This is a genomic window from Stenotrophomonas sp. SORGH_AS_0282 (genome assembly GCF_030818125.1).
Classification (GTDB): Bacteria; Pseudomonadota; Gammaproteobacteria; order Xanthomonadales; family Xanthomonadaceae; genus Stenotrophomonas; species Stenotrophomonas rhizophila_A.
The window spans coordinates 659,104-681,928 of record NZ_JAUTAB010000001.1; the positions used below are offsets into that span (position 1 = coordinate 659,104).

The following is a 22,825-nucleotide window of genomic DNA, read 5'->3' on the forward strand; positions in this document are numbered from 1 at the left end:
AACCGGAACGCTGGAACGGGCCCCATCAATGGCAGGCGACACGTGTAGGCGCCGTGCAGCCGTGGCTCAGGCGCTCGCGCTCAGGCGGGGACGGGCATTCTGGTCGTGCTGGCTCATCAGGTAGACGTGTTCCCAGACGTCCTCGACGAATTTCCGCGCGTCATCCACGCTGAGTTTGGCCATGATCTGCGCCGCGTACTGGTGCTGGAAGGCTTCTTCGCGCTCTTCGTCGGAGGCCTTGGGGTGGGTGATCAGCGAATCGCAGGCGAACTTGATCCAGGGGATGTAATGCCCGAAGGACGCGGATTTCAGCTCGTCAGCGACATGCTTCTCGCGCCAGTAGTTCACCTCGGCCTCGACATTGATAACGGCGGGAATGGAGCGTGGGACGGAGGACATGGCTGCTTCGATTCGAAAGGAAGGAAGGGAAAGGCAACCTGATAGTGCGTAAAACCCGGTGCATGGCGCGTCATGGCGATGTGCAGCGCGCGTGCGCGCACTGCCATTCAACTGAAGCATTCATGACTGCGTGGCGCCACACGCAGGGGGTGTGGCGCATCTGGCATGTTTCGCTGCGCGGCCGCGCAGGAATCGGCGCTTACTCGCCGATGTCTTCGTTCCAGACCTCGGGATGTGCCGAGATGAATCCGCCCAGCAGGTCGATGCATTCCTGGCTCTGCATGTCGATCACCTGCACGCCGTTTTCGCGCAGCCAGTCGATACCGCCCTGGAAGGTGACCGATTCACCCACCACCACCGTGCCGATGTTGAACTGGCGTACCAGCCCGCTGCAGTACCAGCACGGGGCCAGGGTGGTGACCATGATGGTGTCCTGATAGCGGCGCTGGCGGCCGGCCTTGCGGAACGCGTCGGTTTCACCGTGCACGGACGGGTCGCCCTCCTGGACCCGGCGGTTGTGGCCGCAGCCGAGCAGGCGGCCGTCGTTGTGGTACAGGGCAGCGCCGATGGGGATGCCGCCTTCGGCCAGGCCCTGGCGGGCTTCGGCGATGGCGGTTTCAAGCAGGGCGGCGTAGTCGGGGGTGGTGATCATGGGCGGTCCGTTCAACTGAAGGGGCCATCATAAGGTGCCGCCGGCCGGCCAGCGGTGCGATAATCGGGGCCATGAGCGAATCCCCCTACAAGACTGGCACCACCCATTTCGGCTTCCGCGATGTCGCCGCCAAGGACAAGCAGAAGCTGGTGGGCGAAGTGTTCACCTCGGTCGCGCGCAACTACGACCTGATGAACGACCTGATGAGCCTGGGCATCCACCGGGCGTGGAAGCGCTACTACGTGGCCACCGCGCAGGTGAAGCCGGGTGACAGCGTGCTCGACCTGGCTGGCGGCACCGGCGACATCGCCGCGCTGCTCAAGGAGCGCGTGGGCGACGACGGCCAGGTGGTGGTCGGCGACATCAACGCCGGCATGCTCACCGTGGGCCGCGACCGCCTGACCAACCGCGGCCTGGTGGCCGGCCTGGACTTCGTCCAGTGCAACGCCGAGGCGCTGCCGTTCCCGGATGCCAGCTTCGACCTGGTGACCATCGCCTTCGGGCTGCGCAACGTGACCGACAAGGATGCCGCCCTGCGCGAGATGTACCGCGTGCTCAAGGTGGGCGGCCAGGCGCGGGTGCTGGAGTTCTCCGAAGTCACCGCCGACTGGTTCAAGCCGATCTACGATTTCCACTCGTTCAAGATCCTGCCCAAGCTGGGCCAGCTGTTCGCCCGCGACGGCGACAGCTACCAGTACCTGGCCGAGAGCATCCGCAAGCACCCGCCGCAGGAGCAGCTCAAGAGCATGATGGGCGAGGCCGGTTTCGCGCGCTGCCATTACAAGAACCTGACCGGCGGCATCGTCTCGATCCACTCCGGCTACAAGGTTTGAGACACCGGTCCCGTTCCCGCTGAGCCGAGGCGGCCAGTGGGGCGCGCCTGCTGTGTGAGGGTGGCTGAATGGGGAATGGGGCAGGCGGTCACATCCCGGGCGGGCGAAGTCGGGGGTAAACTGGCGGTTTCACCCTGATCGGTCCCGATTCATGCGATCCCCGTTCCTGCTGATTCCCCTGGCCGTCGCGCTTGCCGCCGGCTGCTCCAAAGAGCCCGCCGCCCCGACCGCGGCCCCCGCCGCCCAGCCGAGCGCCGACACTGCCGTGAAAGCCGTCAACCGCAGCCACGATGAAAGTTCCTACGCCGAACCGGACAAGGTCGTCATCAAGGACCTGGGCCTGGACCTGAAGCTGGATTTCGACAGCAGGCAGATCGGCGGCACCGCCACCTACACCCTGGAGTGGAAGGACAAGGCGGCCAAGCAGCTGGTGCTGGACACCCGCGAGCTGACCATCGAGAAGGTTGAAGCCGTCGCCGCCGATGGCAGCGCCGCGCCGCTGCAGTTCGCGCTGGCGCCGGCCGACAAGGTGTTCGGCAGCAAGCTGACCATCGAAGCCCCGGCCCAGCCGGGCAAGGTGCGGGTGACCTACCACACCGCGCCGACCGCCTCGGGCCTGCAGTGGCTGGAGCCGTCGATGACCGAAGGCAAGCAGCTGCCCTTCATGTTCAGCCAGTCCCAGGCCATCCACGCGCGTTCGTGGGTGCCGCTGCAGGACACGCCGAGCGTGCGCTTCACCTACAGCGCGCACGTGGCTTCGCGCCCGGACGTGATGGTGCTGATGAGCGCCGACAACGACCCCAAGGCCGCGCGTGACGGTGATTACACCTTCAAGATGCCGCAGCCGATTCCGTCCTACCTGCTGGCCATCGCCGCCGGCGACCTGGTGTTCGAGCCGATCTCCGGTCGTTCCGGCGTCTGGGCCGAACCGACCATGGTCGGCAAGGCCGCCAAGGAGTTCGAAGACACCGAGAAGATGATCGGTGCGGCCGAGAAGCTCTATGGCGAATACCGCTGGGGCCGCTACGACATGCTGGTGCTGCCGCCGTCGTTCCCGTTCGGCGGCATGGAAAACCCGCGCCTGACCTTCGCCACCCCGACCGTGATCGTGGGCGACAAGTCGCTGGTCTCGCTGGTGGCCCATGAACTGGCGCACAGCTGGTCGGGCAACCTGGTGACCAACTCCAGCTGGAAGGACATCTGGCTCAACGAAGGTTTTACCACCTACGTGCAGGGCCGCATCACCGAAGCGCTGTATGGCCAGGAAATGGCCGAGATGGAGCGCGAGATCGACCAGAACGACCTGCTGGCCGAGGTCAAGGACATGAGCCCGGCCGACCAGGCCCTGGCCCTGCCGCCGCTGACCGAGCGCGACCCGGACGAGGCGCTGAGCAACGTCGCCTACGTCAAGGGCTCGTGGTTCCTGCAGTTCCTGGAGCAGCGCTTTGGTCGTGAAGTGTTCGATCCGTTCCTGCGTGGCTGGTTCGATGACCATGCGTTCCAGAGCGCAAACACCGACCAGTTCGTCGAGTACCTGAAGAAGAACCTGCTGTCCAAGAAGCCCGGCGCGGTGACCGACGCCGAGCTGAAGGCATGGCTGGACGAGCCGGGCATTCCGGCGTTCGCCACCAAGGCGCGTTCGCGCAACTTCTCCATCGTCGATACCGCGCGCATTGCATGGCAGGGCAGTGGCACGCTGCCGAGCGCGCAGATCACCAGCGAGTGGGGTACCCAGGAATGGGTGCACTTCATCGACGGCATGGGCAAGACCCTGCCCGTGGACAAGCTGGCCGCGCTGGACAAGGCGTACACCTTCACCGGCACCGCCAATGGCGAGATCGCCATGCGCTGGTACCCGCTGGCGATCCGCAGCGGTTATCTGGAGGCCAATGAAGCGGCCGGTGCCTTCATCGAACGCGTTGGCCGGCGCAAGCTGATCCTGCCGATCTACGCCGAACTGGTGAAGACCCCGGAAGGCCTGGCGTTCGCCAAGGCGGCCTTTGAAAAGGCCAAGCCCAGCTACCACCCGATCACCACGGCATCGGTGCAGGACATGCTGGACAAGGCAAGCGCGGGCAAGTAACCGCCAGCGCTGCGTTGATCAGGAACGGCGGGGGAAACCCCGCCGTTTTTCATTGTTAAAGTAGGCAGGTGACGCCTCTTGGCGTCCTCGCTGACACCTGGAGCCTGTAATGAAACGACTGATCCTTGCCGCGGCCTGTGCACTGGTCCTGGCTGCCTGCAGCAACCCGGAAGAAGAGCGCAAGGCGCAGGAAGCCGCGACCGCCGCCGCCAAAGCGCAGCAGGAAGAAAAGGCCGAAGGCGTGGCCAAGCAGTACGACATGGCTGTGGCCGGGCAGGACTGGGAGCGTGCACGCATCCATGGCGGTTCGCTGCTGGACCAGTACAAGGACACGGACGTCGCCGCGCGGATCGAACCCGGCTACGCCGAGGTCAAGGCCAAGGCCGAAACCGCGCGCGAACTGCGCCGCATGCAGGGCCTGTGGCAGTACAACCAGGTGCCGGTGGGCAGCAAGGGCAACCAGGTCTCGGCCTCGATCTACAGCAAGGAGCGGGTGGACGTGGACGGCAGCGGCCCGACGACGGTGCAGCTGATCTTCCGCGACCACCCCGAGTGGAAGCGCCACGCCTACCTGGTGCTCCAGGCCGGTGATTTCCGCTGCCCGCAGTGCACGGTGAAGGTGACGGTCGACGACGGCAAGCCGATCTCGATGGCCGCCTGGCGCCCGAAGACGGACGAGGCCATCGCGATGTTCATCACCGACCAGAAGGCGCTCTGGAAGCTGGCCCGCAAGGCCAGGTCCATCACCATTGAATTCCCGGTCAAGGCCGGCGGCACCCGCACCGCCGTATTCGAAACCGGCGGCGTAGACGCCAGCCGCATGCCCAACTGGTGGAATTAACCGAGCGGTGAGGCACCGCCTGGGCCGGCCAACGGCCGGCGCTACCGGTGTCCGGAGCCCATGGTTGATTCATCCCGATCCCAATGGGCACGTAGCAATTCGTAGGTCCGGCCGTTGGCCGGACGCCGCGCGTAGCGCGGCCCGAGCATCAGGAGGCGGAAGAATCACCGCCTCCGTATTCCGTCCAACGTTGACACGAACCGGAGCCGGGCGTCAGGCGTTCATGACCCTGGAACAATGCGCCGTAGGCCAACGGCCGGCGCCACCGGGCGAATCAAACGCCCAGCGCGTAACCGAATTGCTGTTTGAATTGCTCATTAAACTCTTCGAAGGTGAACCGCTGGTTCTGCGTGCCGGGATGCTCCACCTTCAGCGCGCCCATCAGGTTGCCCATGCGGCCGATGGTCAGCCAGTCGTAGCCCTTCTCGATGCCGTAGATCAGGCCGGCGCGGAAGGCGTCGCCACAGCCGGTCGGATCCACCACGCGGCGCTCGTGCGCCGGCGGGATGTCGTAGGTCTTTTCCGGGGTGTGGATGACCGCGCCCTTGGGGCCGCGGGTGGTGATGTAGGCCTTGACCCGGCTCACGATCTCCTTTTCGTCCCAGCCGGTGCGCTCCTGCAGCAGGTTGGACTCGTAGTCGTTGACCACCACGTAGTCGGCCTGCTCGATGAAGGTGCGCAGCTCCGGCCCATTGAACAGCGGCATGGCCTGGCCCGGGTCGAAGATGAACGGCACGCCGGCCTCGAAGAACTCCTGCGAGTTCTGGATCATGCCCTCGCGGCCGTCCGGGCCGACCAGGCCCAGGGTCACGCCCGGCACGTCCTTCACATGGTTCTCGTAGGACCGCATCATCGCGCCCGGGTGGAAGGCCGTGATCTGGTTGTTGTCGTGGTCGGTAGTGATGAACGCCTGCGGGGTGAACAGCTCGTCGATCACCTTGATCCGGCTCAGGTCGATGCCCAGGCCCTGGAAATACTCGCGGTACGGGCCGAAGTCCGAGCCCACCGTGCCCATCGGGATCGGCTCGCCGCCCAGCAGGTGCAGGTTGTAGGCGATGTTGCCTGCGCAGCCGCCGAACTCGCGGCGCATGCGCGGCACCAGGAACGACACGTTCAGGATGTGCACCTTGTCCGGCAGGATGTGATTCTTGAACTGGTCCGGGAACACCATGATGGTGTCGAAGGCAAGAGAACCACAGATCAAAGCGGACATCGATTAAGGCCTATGCGGAAGGGGTTTGAGGCCCGGCAGGCGGGCAACGAAACGGCGCCCTGAGGCGCCCAATGGCGCAAAGGTTAACGGGTGCGGCGCCGCAGGGCCAGAACCCCGGCTGTCCGGATTGGGCTGAATGGCCGCCAAGGCTGGCTTTGACGGACATTTCTCCTTGCTCGCGCACAGGGGGATTGCTAGGCTTGTCGACCTCGAATTCTGCCCAATTTTTCGCCATCCCGCGTTGGGCGCGACACCCCTCAGGATCAACTCCCAGATGTTCAAGAAACTGCGTGGCATGTTCTCCAATGACCTGTCCATCGACCTGGGCACGGCCAATACCCTCATCTACGTGCGCGGGCAGGGGATCGTGCTGAACGAACCGTCGGTCGTGGCCGTTCGCCAGGACCGTGCCATCGGTGGCACCCGCTCGGTGGCCGCCGTCGGCGCCGAAGCCAAGCAGATGCTGGGCCGTACCCCGGGCCACATCACCACCATCCGCCCGATGAAGGATGGCGTCATCGCCGACTTCACCTACACCGAGGCGATGCTCAAGCACTTCATCAAGAAGGTGCACAAGTCGCGCTTCCTGCGCCCGAGCCCGCGCGTGCTGGTCTGCGTGCCGGCCGGTTCGACCCAGGTCGAGCGCCGCGCCATCAAGGAATCGGCCGAGGAAGCCGGTGCCCGTGACGTGTTCCTGATCGAAGAGCCGATGGCCGCCGCGATCGGCGCCGGCATGCCGGTCACCGAAGCCCGTGGCTCGATGGTCATCGACATCGGCGGCGGCACCACCGAAGTGGCCGTGATCTCGCTGAACGGCATCGTCTATTCGGCCTCGGTGCGCATCGGCGGCGACCGCTTCGACGAGTCGATCACCAACTACGTGCGCCGCAACCACGGCATGCTGATCGGTGAAGCCACCGCCGAGCGGATCAAGGTCGAGCTGGGCTGCGCCTACCCGCAGGCCGAGGTCATCGAGATGGAAATCTCCGGCAGGAATCTCGCCGAGGGCGTGCCGAAGATGATCAAGATCAACTCCAACGAAGTGCTCGAAGCGCTGCACGAACCGCTCTCGGGCATCGTCAGCGCGGTCAAGCTGGCGCTGGAGCAGACCCCGCCGGAACTGTGCGCCGACGTCGCCGAGCGTGGCATCGTGCTGACCGGTGGTGGCGCCCTGCTGCGCGACCTGGACCGCCTGATCTCCGAGGAAACCGGCCTGCACGTGCAGGTGGCAGACGACCCGCTCACCTGCGTGGCCCGCGGTGGCGGTCGTGCGCTGGAGCTGGTGGACATGCACGGCAACGAGTTCTTTGCGCCGGAGTAAGCCGTACCGGTCCTGTGTGTTGGACGCGCCCCTGCGGCGTGATGCCCGCTGCGTGCCTGCCACGCCGGGCATCGCAGCGCCGGGGCGTTGTCGCATCCCGGTGCCGCCGAACCTGGCGGCCCCGCGCTCCCTTTCCACCTTGTCCAGTCGAAGCCAGTCGTGCCGCCCTACGCCGGTCCTCCCGTAGCCTCCCGCCAGGGTGATGCCAGCAGCCCCCTGCGGCTGCTCGCCTATTTGGCCCTGGCCATCACCCTGATCGTGCTCGATGACCAGGCCGGCTGGCTGGCGCGCGCGCGCGCCCAGGCCAACGTGCTGGTGCAGCCGGTGTGGGCGCTGGCCGGCCTGCCGGGCCGGCTTGGCACCCAGGTCAAGGACAATGCGGCCAGCCACGGCCAGCTGGTCGATGAGAACCGCGAGCTGCGCAACCAGTTGCTGATCGCCAATGCACGCCTGACCCGCCTGCAGACCGCCGCGCTGGACAACGCCCAGCTGCGCGAACTGCTCAACGTGGCCGAACGCAGCGGGCTGGACGTGCAGCTGGCGCCGATCCTGGACATCGACCTGGACCCGGTCCGGCAGCGCCTGGTGCTGGCCGCCGGCACCCGCGATGGCGTGCACATGGGGCAGGCGGTGATCGACGCCGGCGGCCTGATGGGGCAGGTGATCGCCACCACCGCCAGCAACGCCACCGTGCTGCTGCTCACCGATCCGGACCACGCGGTGCCGGTCACCGTGGCCCGCAACGGCGTGCGCCTGATCGTCTACGGCCGCGGCGACACCCTGGAACTGCGCGACATTCCGCTCAGCGCCGGGGTGGAAGTGGGCGACGAGATCGTCACCTCCGGCCTGGGCGGCCGTTTCCCGGCCGGCTTCCCCGTCGGCAGGATCACCGCCCTGCGCCCGGACGACACCCATGCCTTCCTGGTCGGCGAACTCAAGCCCGCCGCCCAGCTCGACCGCGGCCGCGACGTACTGCTGCTGAGGCCGGGCGCCGCGATCCGGATCCCGCCCAACCTCCAGCTTTCCGAAACCGCCGGCGGACCGGCAGCGCCTGCACCTGCGGCGGCAACCCCGGTAGCGCCGGCCGTTGGCCGGCCCACGGAAACCGCGCCGCAACCGGCCCAACCCGCACCCCAGCCTTCCCCGACGGGGCCCACCCCATGAGCCGCCTGCGCGACAAACCCTGGGTGCTCCCGGTCAGCATCGTGCTGGCGCTGCTGCTCGGCCTGCTGCCGTTGCCGGTGCTGCTGCAGCCGCTGCGCCCGTACTGGCTGGCGCTGGTGCTGGCGTACTGGGTCATCGAGGCGCCGGACCGGGTCGGGCTGGGCGTGGCCTTCGCCTGCGGCGTGATCGCCGACCTGCTGTACGGCGGCGTGCTCGGCGAACAGGCGCTGCGGCTGGTGATGCTCACCTTCATCCTGCAGCGCTTCCGTGCGCGCATCCGCTTCTTCCCGATGTCCCAGCAGGTGCTGGCCATCGGGGGCCTGCTGTTCAACGACCGCATCGTCAGCGCCGTGGTCCACATCGCCGTGGGCGAACCGACCCTGCCGTGGTCTTACTGGTGGGCGCCGCTGCTGGGCATGGGGCTGTGGCCGCTGGTGTTCGTGCTGCTCGACGCCGTGCGCTTCGGGCGTCGCGGGCGCTGACATGTACGTGCGCCGCCAGGCCAAGAATCCGCGCGCCGAAGCCGAGCAGTTCCGGCGCCGCGCCGCGCTGGGCTTCCTCGGCGTGCTGGTCTGCCTGGTCGGGCTGGGTGGGTGGTACTTCAAGCTGCAGGTGCTGGACCACGACACCTACGCCACGCGTTCGGAAGCCAACCGCATCAAGCCGCGGCCGGTAGTGCCCGGGCGCGGCATGATCTATGACCGCAACGGGCGGCTGCTGGCCGAAAACGTGCCCGCGTTCCGACTGGACATCACCCCGGACAAGGTCAAGGACATGGACGCCACCCTGGCCGGGTTGGCAAAGATCCTGACGATCACGCCGGAAGACCTGGAAACGTTCAACAAGTCACGCAAGGCGCGTCGCAGCTTCCTGCCGGTGACGCTGAAGCTGCGGGTCACCGACGAGGAAATGGCGCGCTTTGCGGTCGACCGCTGGCGCTATCCCGGCGTGGAGCTGGAACCCTACCTGACCCGCCGCTATCCCTACGGCGATCTGTTCGCACACATCATCGGTTACGTCGGCCGGGTCGATGACAAGGACCTGGAAACGCTGGGCGAAGGTAATGCCGCGCTGACCCATATCGGCAAGTCCGGCCTGGAGCGCTATTACGAGCAGCAGCTGCGCGGCAAGGTCGGCTACGAGCAGGTTGAAACCAACGTGCAGGGCCGCGCCATCCGCACCATCGGCCGGGTCGCGGCACAGTCGGGCAACGACCTGCGCCTGTCCATCGATGCCGACCTGCAGCGCGCCATGGTGGTGGCCTTCGGCGATTTCGACGGCGCCGGCGTGGCGATGGATCCGCGCACCGGCGAAATCCTGGCCATGGTGAGCCTGCCGTCGTACGACCCCAACCTGTTCGTCAACGGCATCTCGCACGCCGATTTCAAGGCCCTCAACGACAACCCCTCGCGCCCGCAGTTCAACCGCCTGGTGCTTGGTGGCGTGGCACCGGGTTCGACCATCAAGCCGCTGATCGGCCTGGCCGGGTTGGACAGCGGGGTGCGCAAGCCCGAAGACAAGATCCTCTCCACCGGCATGTTCTACCTTCCGGGCACCTCGCGTGGCTGGGGCGATGCCAACCGTGGCGGCCACGGCTGGACCGACCTGCGCAAGTCGATCACCCAGTCGGTCAACACCTATTACTACAAGCTGGCGCTGGACCTGGGCATCGAGCGGTTCGACCACTACATGGGCTATTACGGCTTCGGCGAGCCTACCGGTATCGACCTCACCGGCGAGATCGGCGGCATCCTGCCTTCGCCGCAGAACAAGTACAAATCCCGCAAGGAACGCTGGTATCCCGGCGATACGGTCAACGTCAGCATCGGCCAGGGCGATTGGAAGGTCACCCCGCTGCAGCTGGTGCACGGCGTGGGCGGCATTGCCGACGGCCAGCTGCGCATCCCGCACCTGGTGATGCAGCAGCGCGAAAGCTTCGATTCGGACTGGGTGCCCACGCCGGCCGGCACGAGCAAGCCGGTCAGCCCGAGCCCGGGGAACCTGCAGGCCGTGCGCGAAGGCATGATGGGCACCATGCGCCCGGGCGGCAGCGGCGCGCGCGCGGCGGCCGGCGCGCCGTACACCATCGCCGGCAAGACCGGCACCGCGCAGGTGATCAGCCGCCGCGGCACCGCGGCGGTGAACCCCAAGAGCCTGCCCATGCACCTGCGCCACCGGTCGCTGTTCGTGGGCTTTGCGCCGGCCGAAAACCCGGTGATCGTGCTGGCCATTGCGGTCGAAGGCGGCGGCTACGGCGGCTCGGCGGCGGCGCCCATCGCGCGCAAGCTGTTCGATGCCTGGCTGCTGGGCAAGATGCCCGAGGGCATGGAGCCGCTGGACAGCCTGCGCGGCACCACCGCGATCGGCATCACCGCATTCGAAGGCGACAGCGCCGCGCGCGAAGCCGGCGATGCCGCTGCCGCCGTGCTGGAATCGCTGCCGGTGCTGGTCGGCCTGCCCGAACCGGTTCCCGCGCCTGCCCCCGTACCTGGCGCGCCACTGGCGCCGGCGGCCCAACCTCCCGCCCCGCCGGAGCGCAGCCGATGAAGGATTTCCTGCGCTGGGCCAGCGACATGGTCGTGCGCTTCAGCAGCACCCTGGACTGGGTGCTGTGCCTGGCGCTTGGCGCGTTGATGCTGATCGGCCTTGCCGTGCTCAAGAGCGCCGGCGGCGATTCGCTGGTGTTCGCCCAGGGCGCGCGCTTCGTGGTCGGGCTGGGCGCGATGTGGGCGATTTCGCGCATGCCGATCCTGCGCATCCGCTCGGCCACCCCGCTGATCTACGCGGTGTCGATGATCCCGCTGCTGGCCGTGTTCGTGCTCGGCACCGGCAAGTACGGCCGCCAGTGGCTGGACCTGAAGCTGTTCTACCTGCAGCCGGCCGAGCTGCTCAAGGTCAGCCTGCCGATGATGGTGGCCTGGTACCTGCACCGCATGCCGCTGCCGCCGCGCTTTTCCACGGTGATGGTCAGCGCGGTGATCATCGGGGTGCCGACCGGGCTGGTGATGCTGCAGCCGGACTTCGGTACCGGCGTGCTGATCGCCGCCAGCGGTGCGTTCGTGCTGCTGCTGGCCGGCCTGCCGTGGTGGTGGGTGGGCGTGGCCGTGGGGGGCGTCGCCGCCGCCGCACCCGTCGCCTGGATCTGGCTGCTGCGGCCCTACCAGAAAGACCGCATCATGATGTTCCTGGACCCGGAGATGGATGCGCTGGGCGCCGGGTGGAACATCATCCAGTCCAAGATTGCCATTGGTTCGGGCGGTTTCGATGGCAAGGGCTGGGGCCAGGGCTCGCAGTCGCACCTGAACTTCATTCCCGAGCAGACCACCGACTTCGCCTTCTCCGTGCTCAGCGAGGAGTTCGGCTGGATCGGCGTCGCGCTGGTGCTGTTCCTGTACCTGGTGGTGATCGGGCGCTGCCTGTGGATCGCCTCGCAGTCGCGCGATTCCTATTCCCGCCTGCTGGCCGGCGCCACCGGCCTGGCGTTCTTCGTCTACGTGCTGGTCAACGGCGGCATGATCTCCGGCCTGCTGCCGGTGGTGGGCGTGCCGATGCCGCTGATCAGCTATGGCGGCACCTCGGCGGTATCGCTGCTGGCCGGGTTCGGGCTGGTCATGGCCGCACGCAGCCACAACCCGGTGCACGGCGGCTACAGCTGACCGTCGCACGTCCTGTCCGGCGGCGACGGCATGTCGCCGCACCCATGCTCGCAGCTTATGTCTAGTCAAAAGATCGGCGGGAATTCGGCCGGTTTTGCGCAGATTCGGGTTTGGATCGTAGCGAATGTGCCGAATCCGGCATTGCCGGTGTAGAAGGCGTCAACGCGCTGACAGGAAAGTGAGATGTAGCGCACAAATATGAATGCGCTTGATCAGGATCAATGGACTTGTCGTAAACGGCCTGCACAATGGCGGCCCGCAAGCAGCTGCGCATCGAGCCAAGCGACGCGCAAGGCGCTGCGGGACGTAGTTGACCCAACGGGTACAGGGGGTGCGGCGTTGCGCTGGGGAGTAGCGCGTCGCACCAGTATCGACCGGGTCGGTAGCCCGGTTGCGCCCATGGGGATGGGGGCGCAGCCGGAGTACCTTTACACACGCTCTTAACGAACCCCCGAAACTTCGGGCAAATCGTTGGGATTCATGGTGTTAGGGGTTTTATTTCATCTTTGACCTGCTAACCTGCGGCGATGATTCGACGCACTTTGGCTTGCATGCTTACGCTCGGTTTGGTCGCCTGCGCGACCCAGCCGCACTCCCCGTCACCGCCGCCGCAGGCGTCAGGTGCGCCCAACAAGCCGGGAGTCGCCCACAAGGGGCCTGCCGAAGCCGCGCCGGAAGGGGCCGCAGCCACCGCGCCGCCGGTTGACCTGACCCCGGTGCCGTTCGAAGTGGCGCGCGCCAACTTCGTGCGTGAGACCGCCGCCCGCTACGGCATTCCTGCTGCGCAGATCGAGGCCACGCTCGCCCAGGCGCAGGTGCGCGCTCCGATCATTGCCGCCATGTCGCGCCCGGCCGAGCGGGTCAAGCCGTGGAACGAGTATCGGCCGATGTTCATCAGCCAGGCGCGGATCGACGGCGGCAGGAAGTTCCTGGCCCAGCACCGCGATGAGCTGATGCGCGTGCAGGAACGTACCGGGGTGCCGGCCGAAGTGATCGTGGCGATCATCGGCGTGGAAACCAGTTACGGCGCCAACACCGGCAGCTACCGCGTACTCGATGCGCTGTACACGCTGGCCTTCAATTACCCGCGCAGCGGCGACCCGGCCAAGCTCGAACGCGAAGTGCGGCGCGAACTGTTCTTCCGCGATGAGCTGGCGCGCCTGTTCGCGCTGAGCCGCGACGAGAAGCTGGACATCCTGTCCATCAAGGGCAGCTATGCCGGCGCGATGGGCATGGGCCAGTTCATGCCGTCCAGCTACCTCGACTTCGCCGTGGACGGCAACGGTGATGGTCGCCGCGATCTGTTCACCAGCTACGACGACGTGTTCTCTTCCATCGCCAATTACTTCGTCAAGAAGGGCGGGTGGGTGCGCGGCGGCCCGGTTGCGGTGCCGGCCACGCTGGCGCCCGGCCGCGCGCCCTTCGATCCCACCGACTGGACCCCGACCTGGACGCTGTCCGACCTGGCCCAGCGCGGCTACCAGCCCGCGGCACCCGTCCCGTCCGGGCTGACGGCCACCCCGATCACGCTGGAGGGCAGCACCGGCAAGCAGTACTGGCTGGGCTTCCAGAACTACTACGCCATCACCCGTTACAACCTGTCCAAGATGTACGCGATGGCCGTGTACCAGTTGTCGCAGGCCATCGCCGGCCAGGAGCTGCCGCCGGCATGAACGCACGCGCGCGCTGCAGATGGGCGGTTCCCGGCCTGCTGATCCTGGCGCTGGCCGCCTGCAGCAGTGCGCCAAAAAAGCCGCCCAGCGCGAGCGGCACTACCGGCAAACCGTCGGGCGCGCTGGTGCAGGGGCAGGGCAAGGGCAAGGGCAGCCGCCCTGCGCATTGCCCTGAAGGCTCGCCGTACAAGGCCGCGTCGGAGGATCCCAGCACGCGCGGCGATTACCGCGCGGGCGGGCTGTACAAGCCGGGCGTCAACGACAGCACCCCGACCTACATTCCCAACGTGGCCTGCATTCCCGAACCGGACGTGGTGGACCTGCCACGCTCGGCGATCGGCAACAAATCGCCTTACGTGGTACTGGGCAAGAGTTACCAGGTACTGGACCGGCCCAAGGGCTATGCCGAAAAGGGCACGGCGTCCTACTACGGTGCCAAGTTCCATGGCCGGCTTACCTCCAACCGTGAGGTGTACGACATGTACGCCTTCACCGCCGCGCACAAGACCCTGCCGCTGCCGAGCTTTGCGCGGGTCACCAACCTGGACAACGGCGAATCGGTGATCGTGAGGGTCAATGACCGCGGCCCGTTCCACGACGGCCGGGTGATCGATCTCAGCTACGCCGCCGCCGTGCGCCTGGGCATTACCCAGCGCGGCACCGGCAACGTGGAAGTACGCGCGCTGACCCCGGGCGAGGACAACCTGCTGGCCGACAAGCCCTCGCGCCGTGAGCGCCGCGCGGCGGAAGCGGCCGCCACCGTGGCGGCTGCAACGCCGCCGGCCCCGGTGCGCCGCGCCAGCGACATGGACAAGCTGGTCGGCGCATTGCCGGCGCCTGCCGCGCGTCCGGCCGGCCCGGCCCAGCCGGCCGCGACCCAGGCGGCAACGCTGGAGACGGGCCCGGTCACGGTGAGCGCGCTGCCGGCGGCTGCGCCGGTGGCTGCCGCTGCCCGCCCCCTGCCTGCGCCCGTCGCGGCCGCCACACCCAGCCCCTCGTTGCAGCAGCAGGTCGGCAACGTGCTGCTGCAGGTAGCCAGTTTCGCCAGCCGCGAGAACGCCACCAAGGCCCTGGGTCAGCTGTCTTCGGCCGGCATCGTCGGCGCCAGCATCAGCGACATCGTCAGCGGCGGCCGCACCCTGTGGCGCCTGCGGGTGCCGGCGGCCGACCATGCCAGCGCCTCGGAACTTGCCGGCCGCATTGTCGGTCTGGGATTCGGGTCGCCGCAGATCGTGAAAGAGTAAACGACCTACAATGACCGTCCCCTGTAATTCCCTTGGCGCCCTCCTGGAGCTTGCTGTCCGATGAAATTCCGCTTTGCCGCTGCTGCCATGGCCACGACCCTGTTCGTGGGCATGGTCTCCGCCCAGACCCCCTTGCCGACCCCGGCCCCGGCACCCGCTCCTGCCGCCGCCGCCCCCGTTACCGTGGCCACCCCGCCGGCGCCCAAGCCCAGCGTGGCCAAGGCCTGGGTACTGATGGATTACGCCACCGGCCAGGTGCTGGCCGGCGAGAACATCCATGAACAGCTGGCGCCGGCCAGCATCACCAAGGTGATGACCTCGTACGTGGTTGCCGCCGAAGTGAAGAACGGCAAGGTCCGTACCGACGACCAGGTGATGATGAGCGAGCGCGCCTGGCGCGAAGGTGGCGCCGGCACCGACGGCAGCTACAGCGGCTTCCCGGTCAACCAGACCGCGCGCCTGGAAGACATGGAAAAGGGCATGGCGATCCAGTCGGGCAATGACGCCGCCATCGCGCTGGCCGAACATGTGGCCGGCAGCGAAGAAGCCTTCGCCTCGCTGATGAACAGCTACGCCGCCAAGATCGGCATGAAGGACTCGCACTTCGTCAACGCCCATGGTCTGAGCGCCGAAGGCCATCGCACCACCGCCTACGACCTGGCGCTGCTGGGCCGTGCGTTCGTGCGCGACTACCCGGAAACCTACGCTTACAACAAGGTGAAGGAATTCACCGTGGGCAACATCACCCAGCCCAACCGCAACCTGCTGCTGTGGCGCGACCAGAGCGTGGACGGCATCAAGACCGGCCACACCTCCGAAGCGGGCTACTGCCTGATGAGCTCGGCCCAGCGGGGCGACCAGCGCCTGATCGCGGTGGTGCTGGGCGGTGCTTCGGAGAAGCAGCGCGCCGATGACAGCCTGGCGCTGCTCAACTGGGGCTTCCGCTTCTTCGAAACGCACCGCATGTACGAGCCGGGCAAGGCCGTGGCCGAACACAAGGTGTGGAAGGGCAAGGCCGATACGCTGCAGCTGGGCGTGGCCCAGCCGCTGCTGGTGAGCGTGCCGCGCGGCCGCTACAACGACCTCAAGCCGAGCATCGACGTGCCCAAGACCCTGGAAGCCCCGTTCACCGCGGGCCAGGCAGTGGGTACGCTGAAGGTGACCCTGGACGGCAAGGTGGTGGCGCAGGCTCCGCTGGTGGCGGTGGCTGCGGTGGAAGAAGCCGGCTTCTTCAAGCGCCTGTGGGACAGCTTCTGGATGTGGTGGGAATCGGAATAACGGTTCCGCCCGTATTCAATGAAAAAAAGACCGGCTCGCGCCGGTCTTTTTTTTGCGCAATGGGTCCGTAACGGTTCCTTGCTCTTGGTTGATTGATCCCGATCCGGGGACGTTACGTAACAATTCGTAGCCCCGGCCGTTGGCCGGAAACCCCGCGCAGCGCGGCCCAAGTATCCGGAGGCGGTTGCGCAACGATCGCGGTCAACGTCCCGGCGTTTACACGTTCCGAAGCCGCGCATCGGGCGGTCATGGCCCCGGAACGAAGAGCAGCCGGCCAACGGCCGGGGCTACGAATTCATACGTGCCCATCGGGATCCGGATCAATCAACCACGAGCCCGTCATCGTCACGGGCCCGTGGGGATTCCGGTCGCTCAGAGCGACCGGCTGATCGTAAAGCTGCCGTAGATCGGCGACTGGTCCTGCAGGTCGAACTCGCGGGTGCTGTGGTAGCGGGCGAGGGCGAACTTCCAGCGGTTGTACATCACCGCCAGGCCGTAGCCGCCCTGGGCCACCCAGTTGCGCTTGTCCACGCTGTGGCTGTTGCGGAAGGTGTTGCCGTCCAGGGTGATGTCCCGGATCACCCAGGCCGCATCGCTGGTGGCGAACAGATGGAACGACCACCCGGTGGGCTTACCGCCGCGGGTCGGCGCGGTGTTTTCGCCGGCCGGGCGCAGCGGGGTGCTGCCGAAATCGTCCGGCAGCTTCCAGCCGAAGCGGACTTCGCCGCCGGCATTGAGGTGGGTGGCGAGGTTGCCGACCGCACCGCCGTAGTGGCTGATCGCATCCCAGCCCCAGCCGGCCAGGTTGTCCTCGGCATCGCCCCAGCGGTGCATGCGCTCGTGGGTGAGCATGAACACCGGTTCGTTGTGCAGCTGGTTGTCCCAGCCCTGGAATTTCTCATCGCCCAGCGCGTCATGCACGGCGTCCTGCACTTCCTTGCCCAGCGCCCACGGCCCGACCACGCCGAGCGCGAGCTGGGTGGTCTGCAGGCGGTCGCCGCGCCGTGCGTTGTAGCCGAAGCTGCCGATCAGCACGCCGGCATACGGCCGATCGTCCTCGATCACATCGCGGCGGGTGAAGTCCTTGGGGGTGTAGATCTGCTGGGCGAAGCTGAAGATCATGTTCTGCTGCTCGAACTCGCCGGGGGCCAGGCGTTCGAGGTGGCGGTTGACCCAGCGGGCAAGCTTCGGCAGGCACGGATCGTCGGTGTAATCGACCAGGTTGGGCGAGACGAAGGTGATCTGCGCCCCGTTGGTGTAGCCCTGGTCCTGGTCGGCGCCTCCAAAGAGATCGTTGTCGACGCGGAAGTTGACCTGCGGCGGGTGCTCGCGCATGGCGTCGGGCCCGCATTGTTCGGCTGCCTGTACCGCAGGCGCGGCTGCTGCAAGAACACCGGCAAGTGCGGCCGGTAACGCGAATCGCTTCAGAAGCATAAGATTCCCGCGGATGGTTTATTCATTTTTAAGCGGGAGCAGGGTATTCACGGCGTGATGCCGTGACCAGCACCGCGCACGCACTGGTGCGTCTTGTTCGTGAAGGCCGATCTTCACGCAACGTTCGGCGCAGCTGTGCGCACGATCACGCAGGTCTTGGGTTCAGACGCTTCCGTCCCCATAATCGCGGTCATGGAAATCAAGTCTGACAATCCCGAACACGGCTTCCAGTTCCCCGGTCAATTCGAGCTCAGCGCCATGGGCGCCGCGAACATCGGTCTGGAGCACGAACTTCCGCAGCTGCTGCATCTGGCCGGCATCCAGGTGCTCAAAGAGCGCATCACCTGGAAGACCTCGTCCAACGGCAAATACGTGTCCGTGAAGCTGGTCTTCATGGCCGAAAGCCGCGAGCAGCTGGACCTTGCCCACACCGCGCTGCGCGACCACCCGGAAGTGAAGTGGACGCTGTAACCAGCGGCGAAACCACCGCTGCACCGGGCCAGCGCCCGGCGCAGCCGGCGATCGTGCGCGACCTGGGCCGCCAGCCCTATGCGCCGGTCTGGCATGCAATGCAGCGTTTCACTGATGCACGTACCGACGACACCCCGGACGAGCTGTGGGTGGTCGAGCACGATCCGGTGTTCACCCTGGGCCAAGCCGGCAAGGACGAACACGTGCTGGCCGCCGGCGATATCCCGGTGCTGCACGTGGACCGCGGCGGCCAGGTGACCTACCACGGGCCGGGCCAGATCGTGGTCTACCCGCTGCTGCAGCTGCGCCGGCTGGGGATCGGGGTGCGCGATTACGTGTGCCGGATCGAGCAGGCGATCATCGACACGCTGGACGAATGGAATATCGGGGCTGAACGGCTGGACGGCGCGCCGGGGGTCTACGTGGGCGGGGCCAAGGTAGCCGCGCTGGGCATCCGGGTCCGTCGCGGCTGCACCTTCCACGGGCTGGCCTTCAACGTGGCGATGGACCTGGAGCCATTCCACCGCATCAACCCCTGCGGCTACCAAGGGCTGCAGGTCACCTCGATGGTAGACTTGGGGGGACCGTCCGGCATGGCGGCCGTCAAGCCGGTACTGCTGGGCCACCTGGCCCGCCAGTTCGGGTTGGACCTCCAGCCTGCCACGGACCTGCCCGATCTGACTGACGCGGCCTGAGCGCCGCCGACCAAGGCCATGACTGAAACCACCGCTCGCATCATTCCCCTGCAGGTCGTGCAGGGCGACACGCCGTCCGCCGCGCCGTTGCAGGCCGGGGTCAAACAGCTGGGCGGTGACAAGATCGGCCGCTCGCCGGTGCAGTTCGCCGACGCACCGGTGCTGCGCAAGCCGTCGTGGATCCGGGTCCGGATTCCGTCGGGCAACGCGGTGCAGACGCTGAAGGCCAAGCTGCGCGAGAACCGCCTGGTGACGGTCTGCGAGGAAGCCAGCTGCCCGAACATCCACGAGTGCTTCAGCCACGGCACGGCAACGTTCATGATCTTGGGCGAGGTCTGCACGCGGCGCTGCTCGTTCTGCGACGTGGCCCACGGCCGACCGAAGCCGCCGGACGCGGGTGAACCGGCCAGCCTGGCCCAGACCGTGGCGGACATGGGCCTGAAGTACGTGGTGGTGACCAGCGTGGACCGCGATGACCTGCGCGACGGCGGTGCCCAGCACTTCGCCGACTGCATCGGGGCGATCCGCGCCAAGTCGCCGAACACCCGCATCGAAGTGCTCACGCCGGACTTCCGCGGCAAGGGCCGCATGGAGCGGGCGCTGGACATCCTGGCGACCAACCCGCCGGATGTGTTCAACCACAACATCGAAACCGTGCCGGACCTGTACCGCAACGTACGCCCGGGTGCGGATTACCAGTGGTCGCTGACGCTTCTCAAGAACTTCAAGGCTCAGCACCCGTCGATCGCGACCAAGTCCGGCATCATGCTGGGCCTGGGCGAGGACATGGACCAGGTGCGGGCAACCATGCGCGACCTGCGCGCGCACGACGTGGACATGATCACCATCGGCCAGTACCTGCAGCCGACCGCACACCACCACCCGGTGCTGCGTTACTGGACGCCCGAGGAATACAAGGAACTGGAAGTCTACGGCTACGAGCTGGGCTTCAGCCACGTGGCCTCCGGCCCGATGGTGCGGTCTTCGTACCACGCCGATGTGCAGGCAAAGGGCGCTGGCGTCGCCTGAGCCCTGGTTCTTCTCCCGTCTGATTGGAGCGCGCGCTCCGATCAGACGCGGCTGCCGGTGAATCGAGCGCCGGGCCGCCATGCCCTTTCCGGCGAATGTCCCCCGGCGTCGGCCTGTGGCCGACACCTCCTCCTTTAATTCGCCTCCAAGGGCATGGCGACCCGGCACTCGACCCACCGGCGTTGGCCCCCTGGCTCCTGCTTCTCCAGTGCGAACCGCAAGCCGAGCCCCGTCGCGGCCGGCAGGCTCCTGGCAAAGTAAAGGAGGAGGCCGTCGCCGCAGGGCGACCGCCGGGGGACATTTGCACAGGGGCCTGCCGGCCGCGGCGGGGCCCTCAACGCTCGCGATGGACCTGATCGAAGACCGTGAAGCTGCTCCGGCCTGAATGCCTGCCGACCGCCGAAAGGGCCAGGCCGCCGCTCGGTTTCGCGCGTAAACCCCGTTCCCAGCAGCAATTCCGCGTCATTCACAATTTGATACAGCCCCGCGTTTAGGCTGGAAATCCGCGTTCTGACGCGGTGGATGACAAACCCCGCAACTTTCGGCACTGTCGTGTGGTCTGATCCGCACGCAGTCTCCCCGTTGGCAAGGTGCCATGAGCAAGTCGATGAAATTCAAAGCCCCCGCATTCCTGATGGCCCTGGCGCTGACCGCGCCGCTGGCGCTGGCTGCCTATGCCGATTCGCCGGCCCTGCCGTCGGCGGCCACGGCCGACCAGGTGACGACCTCCAAGCTGGTGTACGGGCTGCTGTCGGACAGCCGCTATGCGTACCGGCCGCGCGCGCTGGATGCGGCGACCTCCAAGGACGTGTTCAAGCGTTACCTGGAATCGCTCGACGGCAGCAAGCAGTTCTTCACCCAGGCGGACATCACCAGGTTCGCCCCGTTCGAATCGAATATTTCGTCGGCCATCCGCGGCGGCGAGCTGGAGCCGGCGTTCCAGGTGTTTGCGGTCTACAAACAGCGGGTGGGCGAGCGCGTGGGTTACGCGCGCAAGCTGCTCAAGCAGGATTTCGATTTCAGCAGCGATGAGCGCTTCGAGTACGACCGCAAGGACGTGCCGTGGGCCGCCAGCAGCGCCGAACTCGATGACCTGTGGCGCAAGTCGGTGAAGAATGACTGGCTGCGCCTGAAGCTGGCCGGCAAGCAGCCGGCCGACATCCGCAAGACGCTGGACAAGCGCTATGCGCAGCTGGAGAAGTCGGTCAATGAGCTGAAGGGCGAGGACGTGTTCCAGTTCTTCCTCAACTCCTATACCAGCGCCGTTGATCCGCACACCGATTACTTCACCCCGCGCACGGCCGAGAACTTCAACCAGGCCATGTCGCTCTCGCTGGAAGGCATCGGCGCGCAGCTGCAGCGCCAGGACGACATGGTGGTGATCCGCGAGATCATCGCCGGTGGGCCGGCCTCGGTGAACGGCACGCTCAAGCCCGGTGACCGCATCGTGGGCGTGGGCCAGGGCAAGTCCGGTCCGGTCGAGGATGTGATCGGCTGGCGCATTGACGACGTGGTGGCCAAGATCCGCGGCAAGAAGGACACCCAGGTGCGGCTGGAATTCATTCCGGCTGAAGAGGGCGTGGACGGCAAGCCGCACATGCTGGTGCTGACCCGGCAGAAGGTGCGCCTGGCCGAACAGGCCGCCAAGGGTGAAACGCTGACCATCCCGGCCAAGGATGGGGCGCCGGCGCGCAAGGTGGGCGTGATCAAGCTGCCGACCTTCTATCAGGACTTCGAAGGCCGCCGCCGCAACGCGACCGATTACGCCTCGGCCACGCGCGATGTGGCCAAGCTGCTGGCCGGCTTCAAGAACGACAAGCTCGATGGCGTGGTGCTGGACCTGCGCAACAATGGTGGCGGTTCGCTGGATGAAGCCATCGAGCTGACCGGCCTGTTCATCGAACAGGGCCCGGTGGTGCAGGTGCGCGAATCCGGTGGCCGCGTCACGGTCAACAACGACCGCAGCGAAGCGGTGGCGTGGGACGGCCCGCTGGCCGTGCTGATCAACCGCGGTTCGGCCTCGGCATCGGAAATCTTCGCCGGTGCCATCCAGGATTACGGCCGTGGGCTGGTCATTGGTGAAACCACCTTCGGCAAGGGCACCGTGCAGAACATCGTGGACCTGGACCGCTGGCCCAGTGGCGAAGCCCAGCGCTTCGGCCAGGTGAAGCTGACCATCGCGCAGTTCTTCCGCGTCAGCGGCAGCAGCACCCAGCACAAGGGCGTGGTGCCGGACCTGGCCTTCCCGGCCAGCGTGGATGCCAGCGAGTACGGCGAAAGCACTTACGACAACGCGCTGCCTTGGACCCGCATCGCCGCCGTGCCGCACACCCAGTACGGCAACTTCGGCCCGCTGCTGCCCAAGTTGGAAACCCTGCATGCCTCGCGCATCGCCTCCGACAAGGAGTTCCAGTGGTGGAACGAGGACGTGGAGCAGTTCCGCACCGAAGCGGCCAAAAAGTACATCTCGCTCAACGAGGCCGAGCGCCGCACCGAGCGTGAGCGCCAGGAAACCCAGCGCAAGCAGCGCCAGGCCACCCGCAAGGAACTGGGCCTGGACCTGGACCCGCTGGCCGATGACAGCAACGATGATGGCCTGACCGGCAACGAGCGCGACATCGTCAAGGATGCTGCCCGCGAGAAGGCCGCCGAGAAGCGCCCGGACCCGCTGCTGCGCGAGTCCGCCGCGATCCTGGCCGACGCGGTGAACCTGCTGGCCGAAGACCGCCCGTTGTCGGCGCAGGTGCTGCCGCAGTCGACCGCCGCAGGCCGCTGGGCCGATTGATCGGGTGAATCAAGTGAAAACGAGGGGCCGGCGGAAACGCCGGCCCTTTGCTTT

General features: G+C 66.8%; 19 protein-coding genes. 15 read left to right on the plus strand and 4 right to left on the minus strand.

Features of this window, described 5'->3' with window-relative positions:
• Positions 1-66: 66 nt before the first annotated feature.
• Complete coding sequence (locus QE395_RS02880) at positions 67-399, minus strand: hypothetical protein (RefSeq protein ID WP_068854055.1); 333 nt, start codon at positions 397-399, stop codon at positions 67-69.
• Between the two features lie 199 nt (positions 400-598).
• Positions 599-1,051 (minus strand): nucleoside deaminase, encoded by a 453-nt coding sequence (locus QE395_RS02885; RefSeq protein ID WP_068854054.1) that lies wholly within the window; start codon positions 1,049-1,051, stop codon positions 599-601.
• 71 nt (positions 1,052-1,122) lie between these two features.
• Here QE395_RS02885 and ubiE point away from each other — a divergent pair, with 71 nt between their 5' ends.
• The 3 genes from ubiE (at position 1,123) to QE395_RS02900 (ending at position 4,808) form a co-directional block, all read left to right on the plus strand.
• Positions 1,123-1,884, plus strand: coding sequence for a bifunctional demethylmenaquinone methyltransferase/2-methoxy-6-polyprenyl-1,4-benzoquinol methylase UbiE (gene ubiE, locus QE395_RS02890; protein ID WP_306987507.1), 762 nt, complete (start codon positions 1,123-1,125; stop codon positions 1,882-1,884).
• 151 nt (positions 1,885-2,035) lie between these two features.
• Positions 2,036-3,967, plus strand: coding sequence for a M1 family metallopeptidase (locus QE395_RS02895; protein ID WP_306987508.1), 1,932 nt, complete (start codon positions 2,036-2,038; stop codon positions 3,965-3,967).
• 109 nt (positions 3,968-4,076) lie between these two features.
• Positions 4,077-4,808 carry a hypothetical protein gene (locus QE395_RS02900; RefSeq protein WP_068854051.1) on the plus strand — a complete coding sequence of 244 codons (732 nt, stop codon included), beginning with the start codon at positions 4,077-4,079 and terminating at the stop codon, positions 4,806-4,808.
• Positions 4,809-5,082: 274 nt separating this feature from the next.
• On the opposite strand, the gene QE395_RS02905 is transcribed toward QE395_RS02900, so the two are convergent.
• Positions 5,083-6,021 (minus strand): carbohydrate kinase family protein, encoded by a 939-nt coding sequence (locus QE395_RS02905; RefSeq protein ID WP_068854050.1) that lies wholly within the window; start codon positions 6,019-6,021, stop codon positions 5,083-5,085.
• Between the two features lie 274 nt (positions 6,022-6,295).
• On the opposite strand from QE395_RS02905, the gene QE395_RS02910 reads away from it, so the two are divergent.
• The 8 genes from QE395_RS02910 to QE395_RS02945 all read left to right on the plus strand — a co-directional run bounded on the left by QE395_RS02910 (position 6,296) and on the right by QE395_RS02945 (position 16,357).
• The gene (locus QE395_RS02910) at positions 6,296-7,342 is read left to right on the plus strand and encodes a rod shape-determining protein (RefSeq protein WP_038686189.1); all 1,047 of its coding nucleotides are present in this window, start codon (positions 6,296-6,298) and stop codon (positions 7,340-7,342) included.
• A gap of 159 nt (positions 7,343-7,501) precedes the next feature.
• A complete protein-coding gene (gene mreC, locus QE395_RS02915; RefSeq protein WP_210131082.1) occupies positions 7,502-8,506 on the plus strand; it encodes a rod shape-determining protein MreC in 1,005 nt (334 codons plus the stop codon).
• On the plus strand, positions 8,503-8,988 hold the full coding sequence (gene mreD, locus QE395_RS02920; protein ID WP_068854048.1) for a rod shape-determining protein MreD: 486 nt from the start codon (positions 8,503-8,505) through the stop codon (positions 8,986-8,988). Before mreC ends, mreD begins: the two co-directional genes overlap by 4 nt.
• Before the next feature lies 1 nt (position 8,989).
• Positions 8,990-11,053 carry a penicillin-binding protein 2 gene (gene mrdA, locus QE395_RS02925; protein ID WP_306987511.1) on the plus strand — a complete coding sequence of 688 codons (2,064 nt, stop codon included), beginning with the start codon at positions 8,990-8,992 and terminating at the stop codon, positions 11,051-11,053.
• Entirely contained in the window at positions 11,050-12,162 is a 1,113-nt protein-coding gene (gene rodA, locus QE395_RS02930) for a rod shape-determining protein RodA (RefSeq protein ID WP_068854046.1), read from the plus strand. The genes mrdA and rodA overlap by 4 nt, the downstream gene beginning before the upstream one ends.
• A 527-nt stretch (positions 12,163-12,689) precedes the next feature.
• On the plus strand, positions 12,690-13,835 hold the full coding sequence (gene mltB, locus QE395_RS02935) for a lytic murein transglycosylase B (protein ID WP_249833132.1): 1,146 nt from the start codon (positions 12,690-12,692) through the stop codon (positions 13,833-13,835).
• Positions 13,832-15,079: a septal ring lytic transglycosylase RlpA family protein gene (locus QE395_RS02940; RefSeq protein WP_249833131.1), complete on the plus strand. Its 1,248-nt coding sequence runs from the start codon at positions 13,832-13,834 to the stop codon at positions 15,077-15,079. The genes mltB and QE395_RS02940 overlap by 4 nt, the downstream gene beginning before the upstream one ends.
• Positions 15,080-15,139: 60 nt before the next feature.
• On the plus strand, positions 15,140-16,357 hold the full coding sequence (locus tag QE395_RS02945) for a D-alanyl-D-alanine carboxypeptidase family protein (protein ID WP_095362969.1): 1,218 nt from the start codon (positions 15,140-15,142) through the stop codon (positions 16,355-16,357).
• A gap of 372 nt (positions 16,358-16,729) precedes the next feature.
• Here QE395_RS02945 and QE395_RS02950 read toward each other — a convergent pair whose 3' ends face one another.
• Positions 16,730-17,791 carry a lipid A deacylase LpxR family protein gene (locus tag QE395_RS02950; protein WP_068854042.1) on the minus strand — a complete coding sequence of 354 codons (1,062 nt, stop codon included), beginning with the start codon at positions 17,789-17,791 and terminating at the stop codon, positions 16,730-16,732.
• 192 nt (positions 17,792-17,983) lie between these two features.
• On the opposite strand from QE395_RS02950, the gene QE395_RS02955 reads away from it, so the two are divergent.
• The 4 genes from QE395_RS02955 (at position 17,984) to QE395_RS02970 (ending at position 22,771) form a co-directional block, all read left to right on the plus strand.
• On the plus strand, positions 17,984-18,262 hold the full coding sequence (locus QE395_RS02955) for a DUF493 family protein (RefSeq protein ID WP_068854041.1): 279 nt from the start codon (positions 17,984-17,986) through the stop codon (positions 18,260-18,262).
• Positions 18,250-18,957, plus strand: a complete 708-nt coding sequence (lipB, locus tag QE395_RS02960; RefSeq protein ID WP_249833129.1) for a lipoyl(octanoyl) transferase LipB — start codon at positions 18,250-18,252, stop codon at positions 18,955-18,957. The genes QE395_RS02955 and lipB overlap by 13 nt, the downstream gene beginning before the upstream one ends.
• Before the next feature lie 18 nt (positions 18,958-18,975).
• Positions 18,976-19,986 carry a lipoyl synthase gene (gene lipA, locus QE395_RS02965; RefSeq protein ID WP_068854039.1) on the plus strand — a complete coding sequence of 337 codons (1,011 nt, stop codon included), beginning with the start codon at positions 18,976-18,978 and terminating at the stop codon, positions 19,984-19,986.
• Between the two features lie 607 nt (positions 19,987-20,593).
• On the plus strand, positions 20,594-22,771 hold the full coding sequence (locus QE395_RS02970) for a carboxy terminal-processing peptidase (RefSeq protein WP_184125654.1): 2,178 nt from the start codon (positions 20,594-20,596) through the stop codon (positions 22,769-22,771).
• The last annotated feature ends 54 nt before the right edge of the window (positions 22,772-22,825 follow it).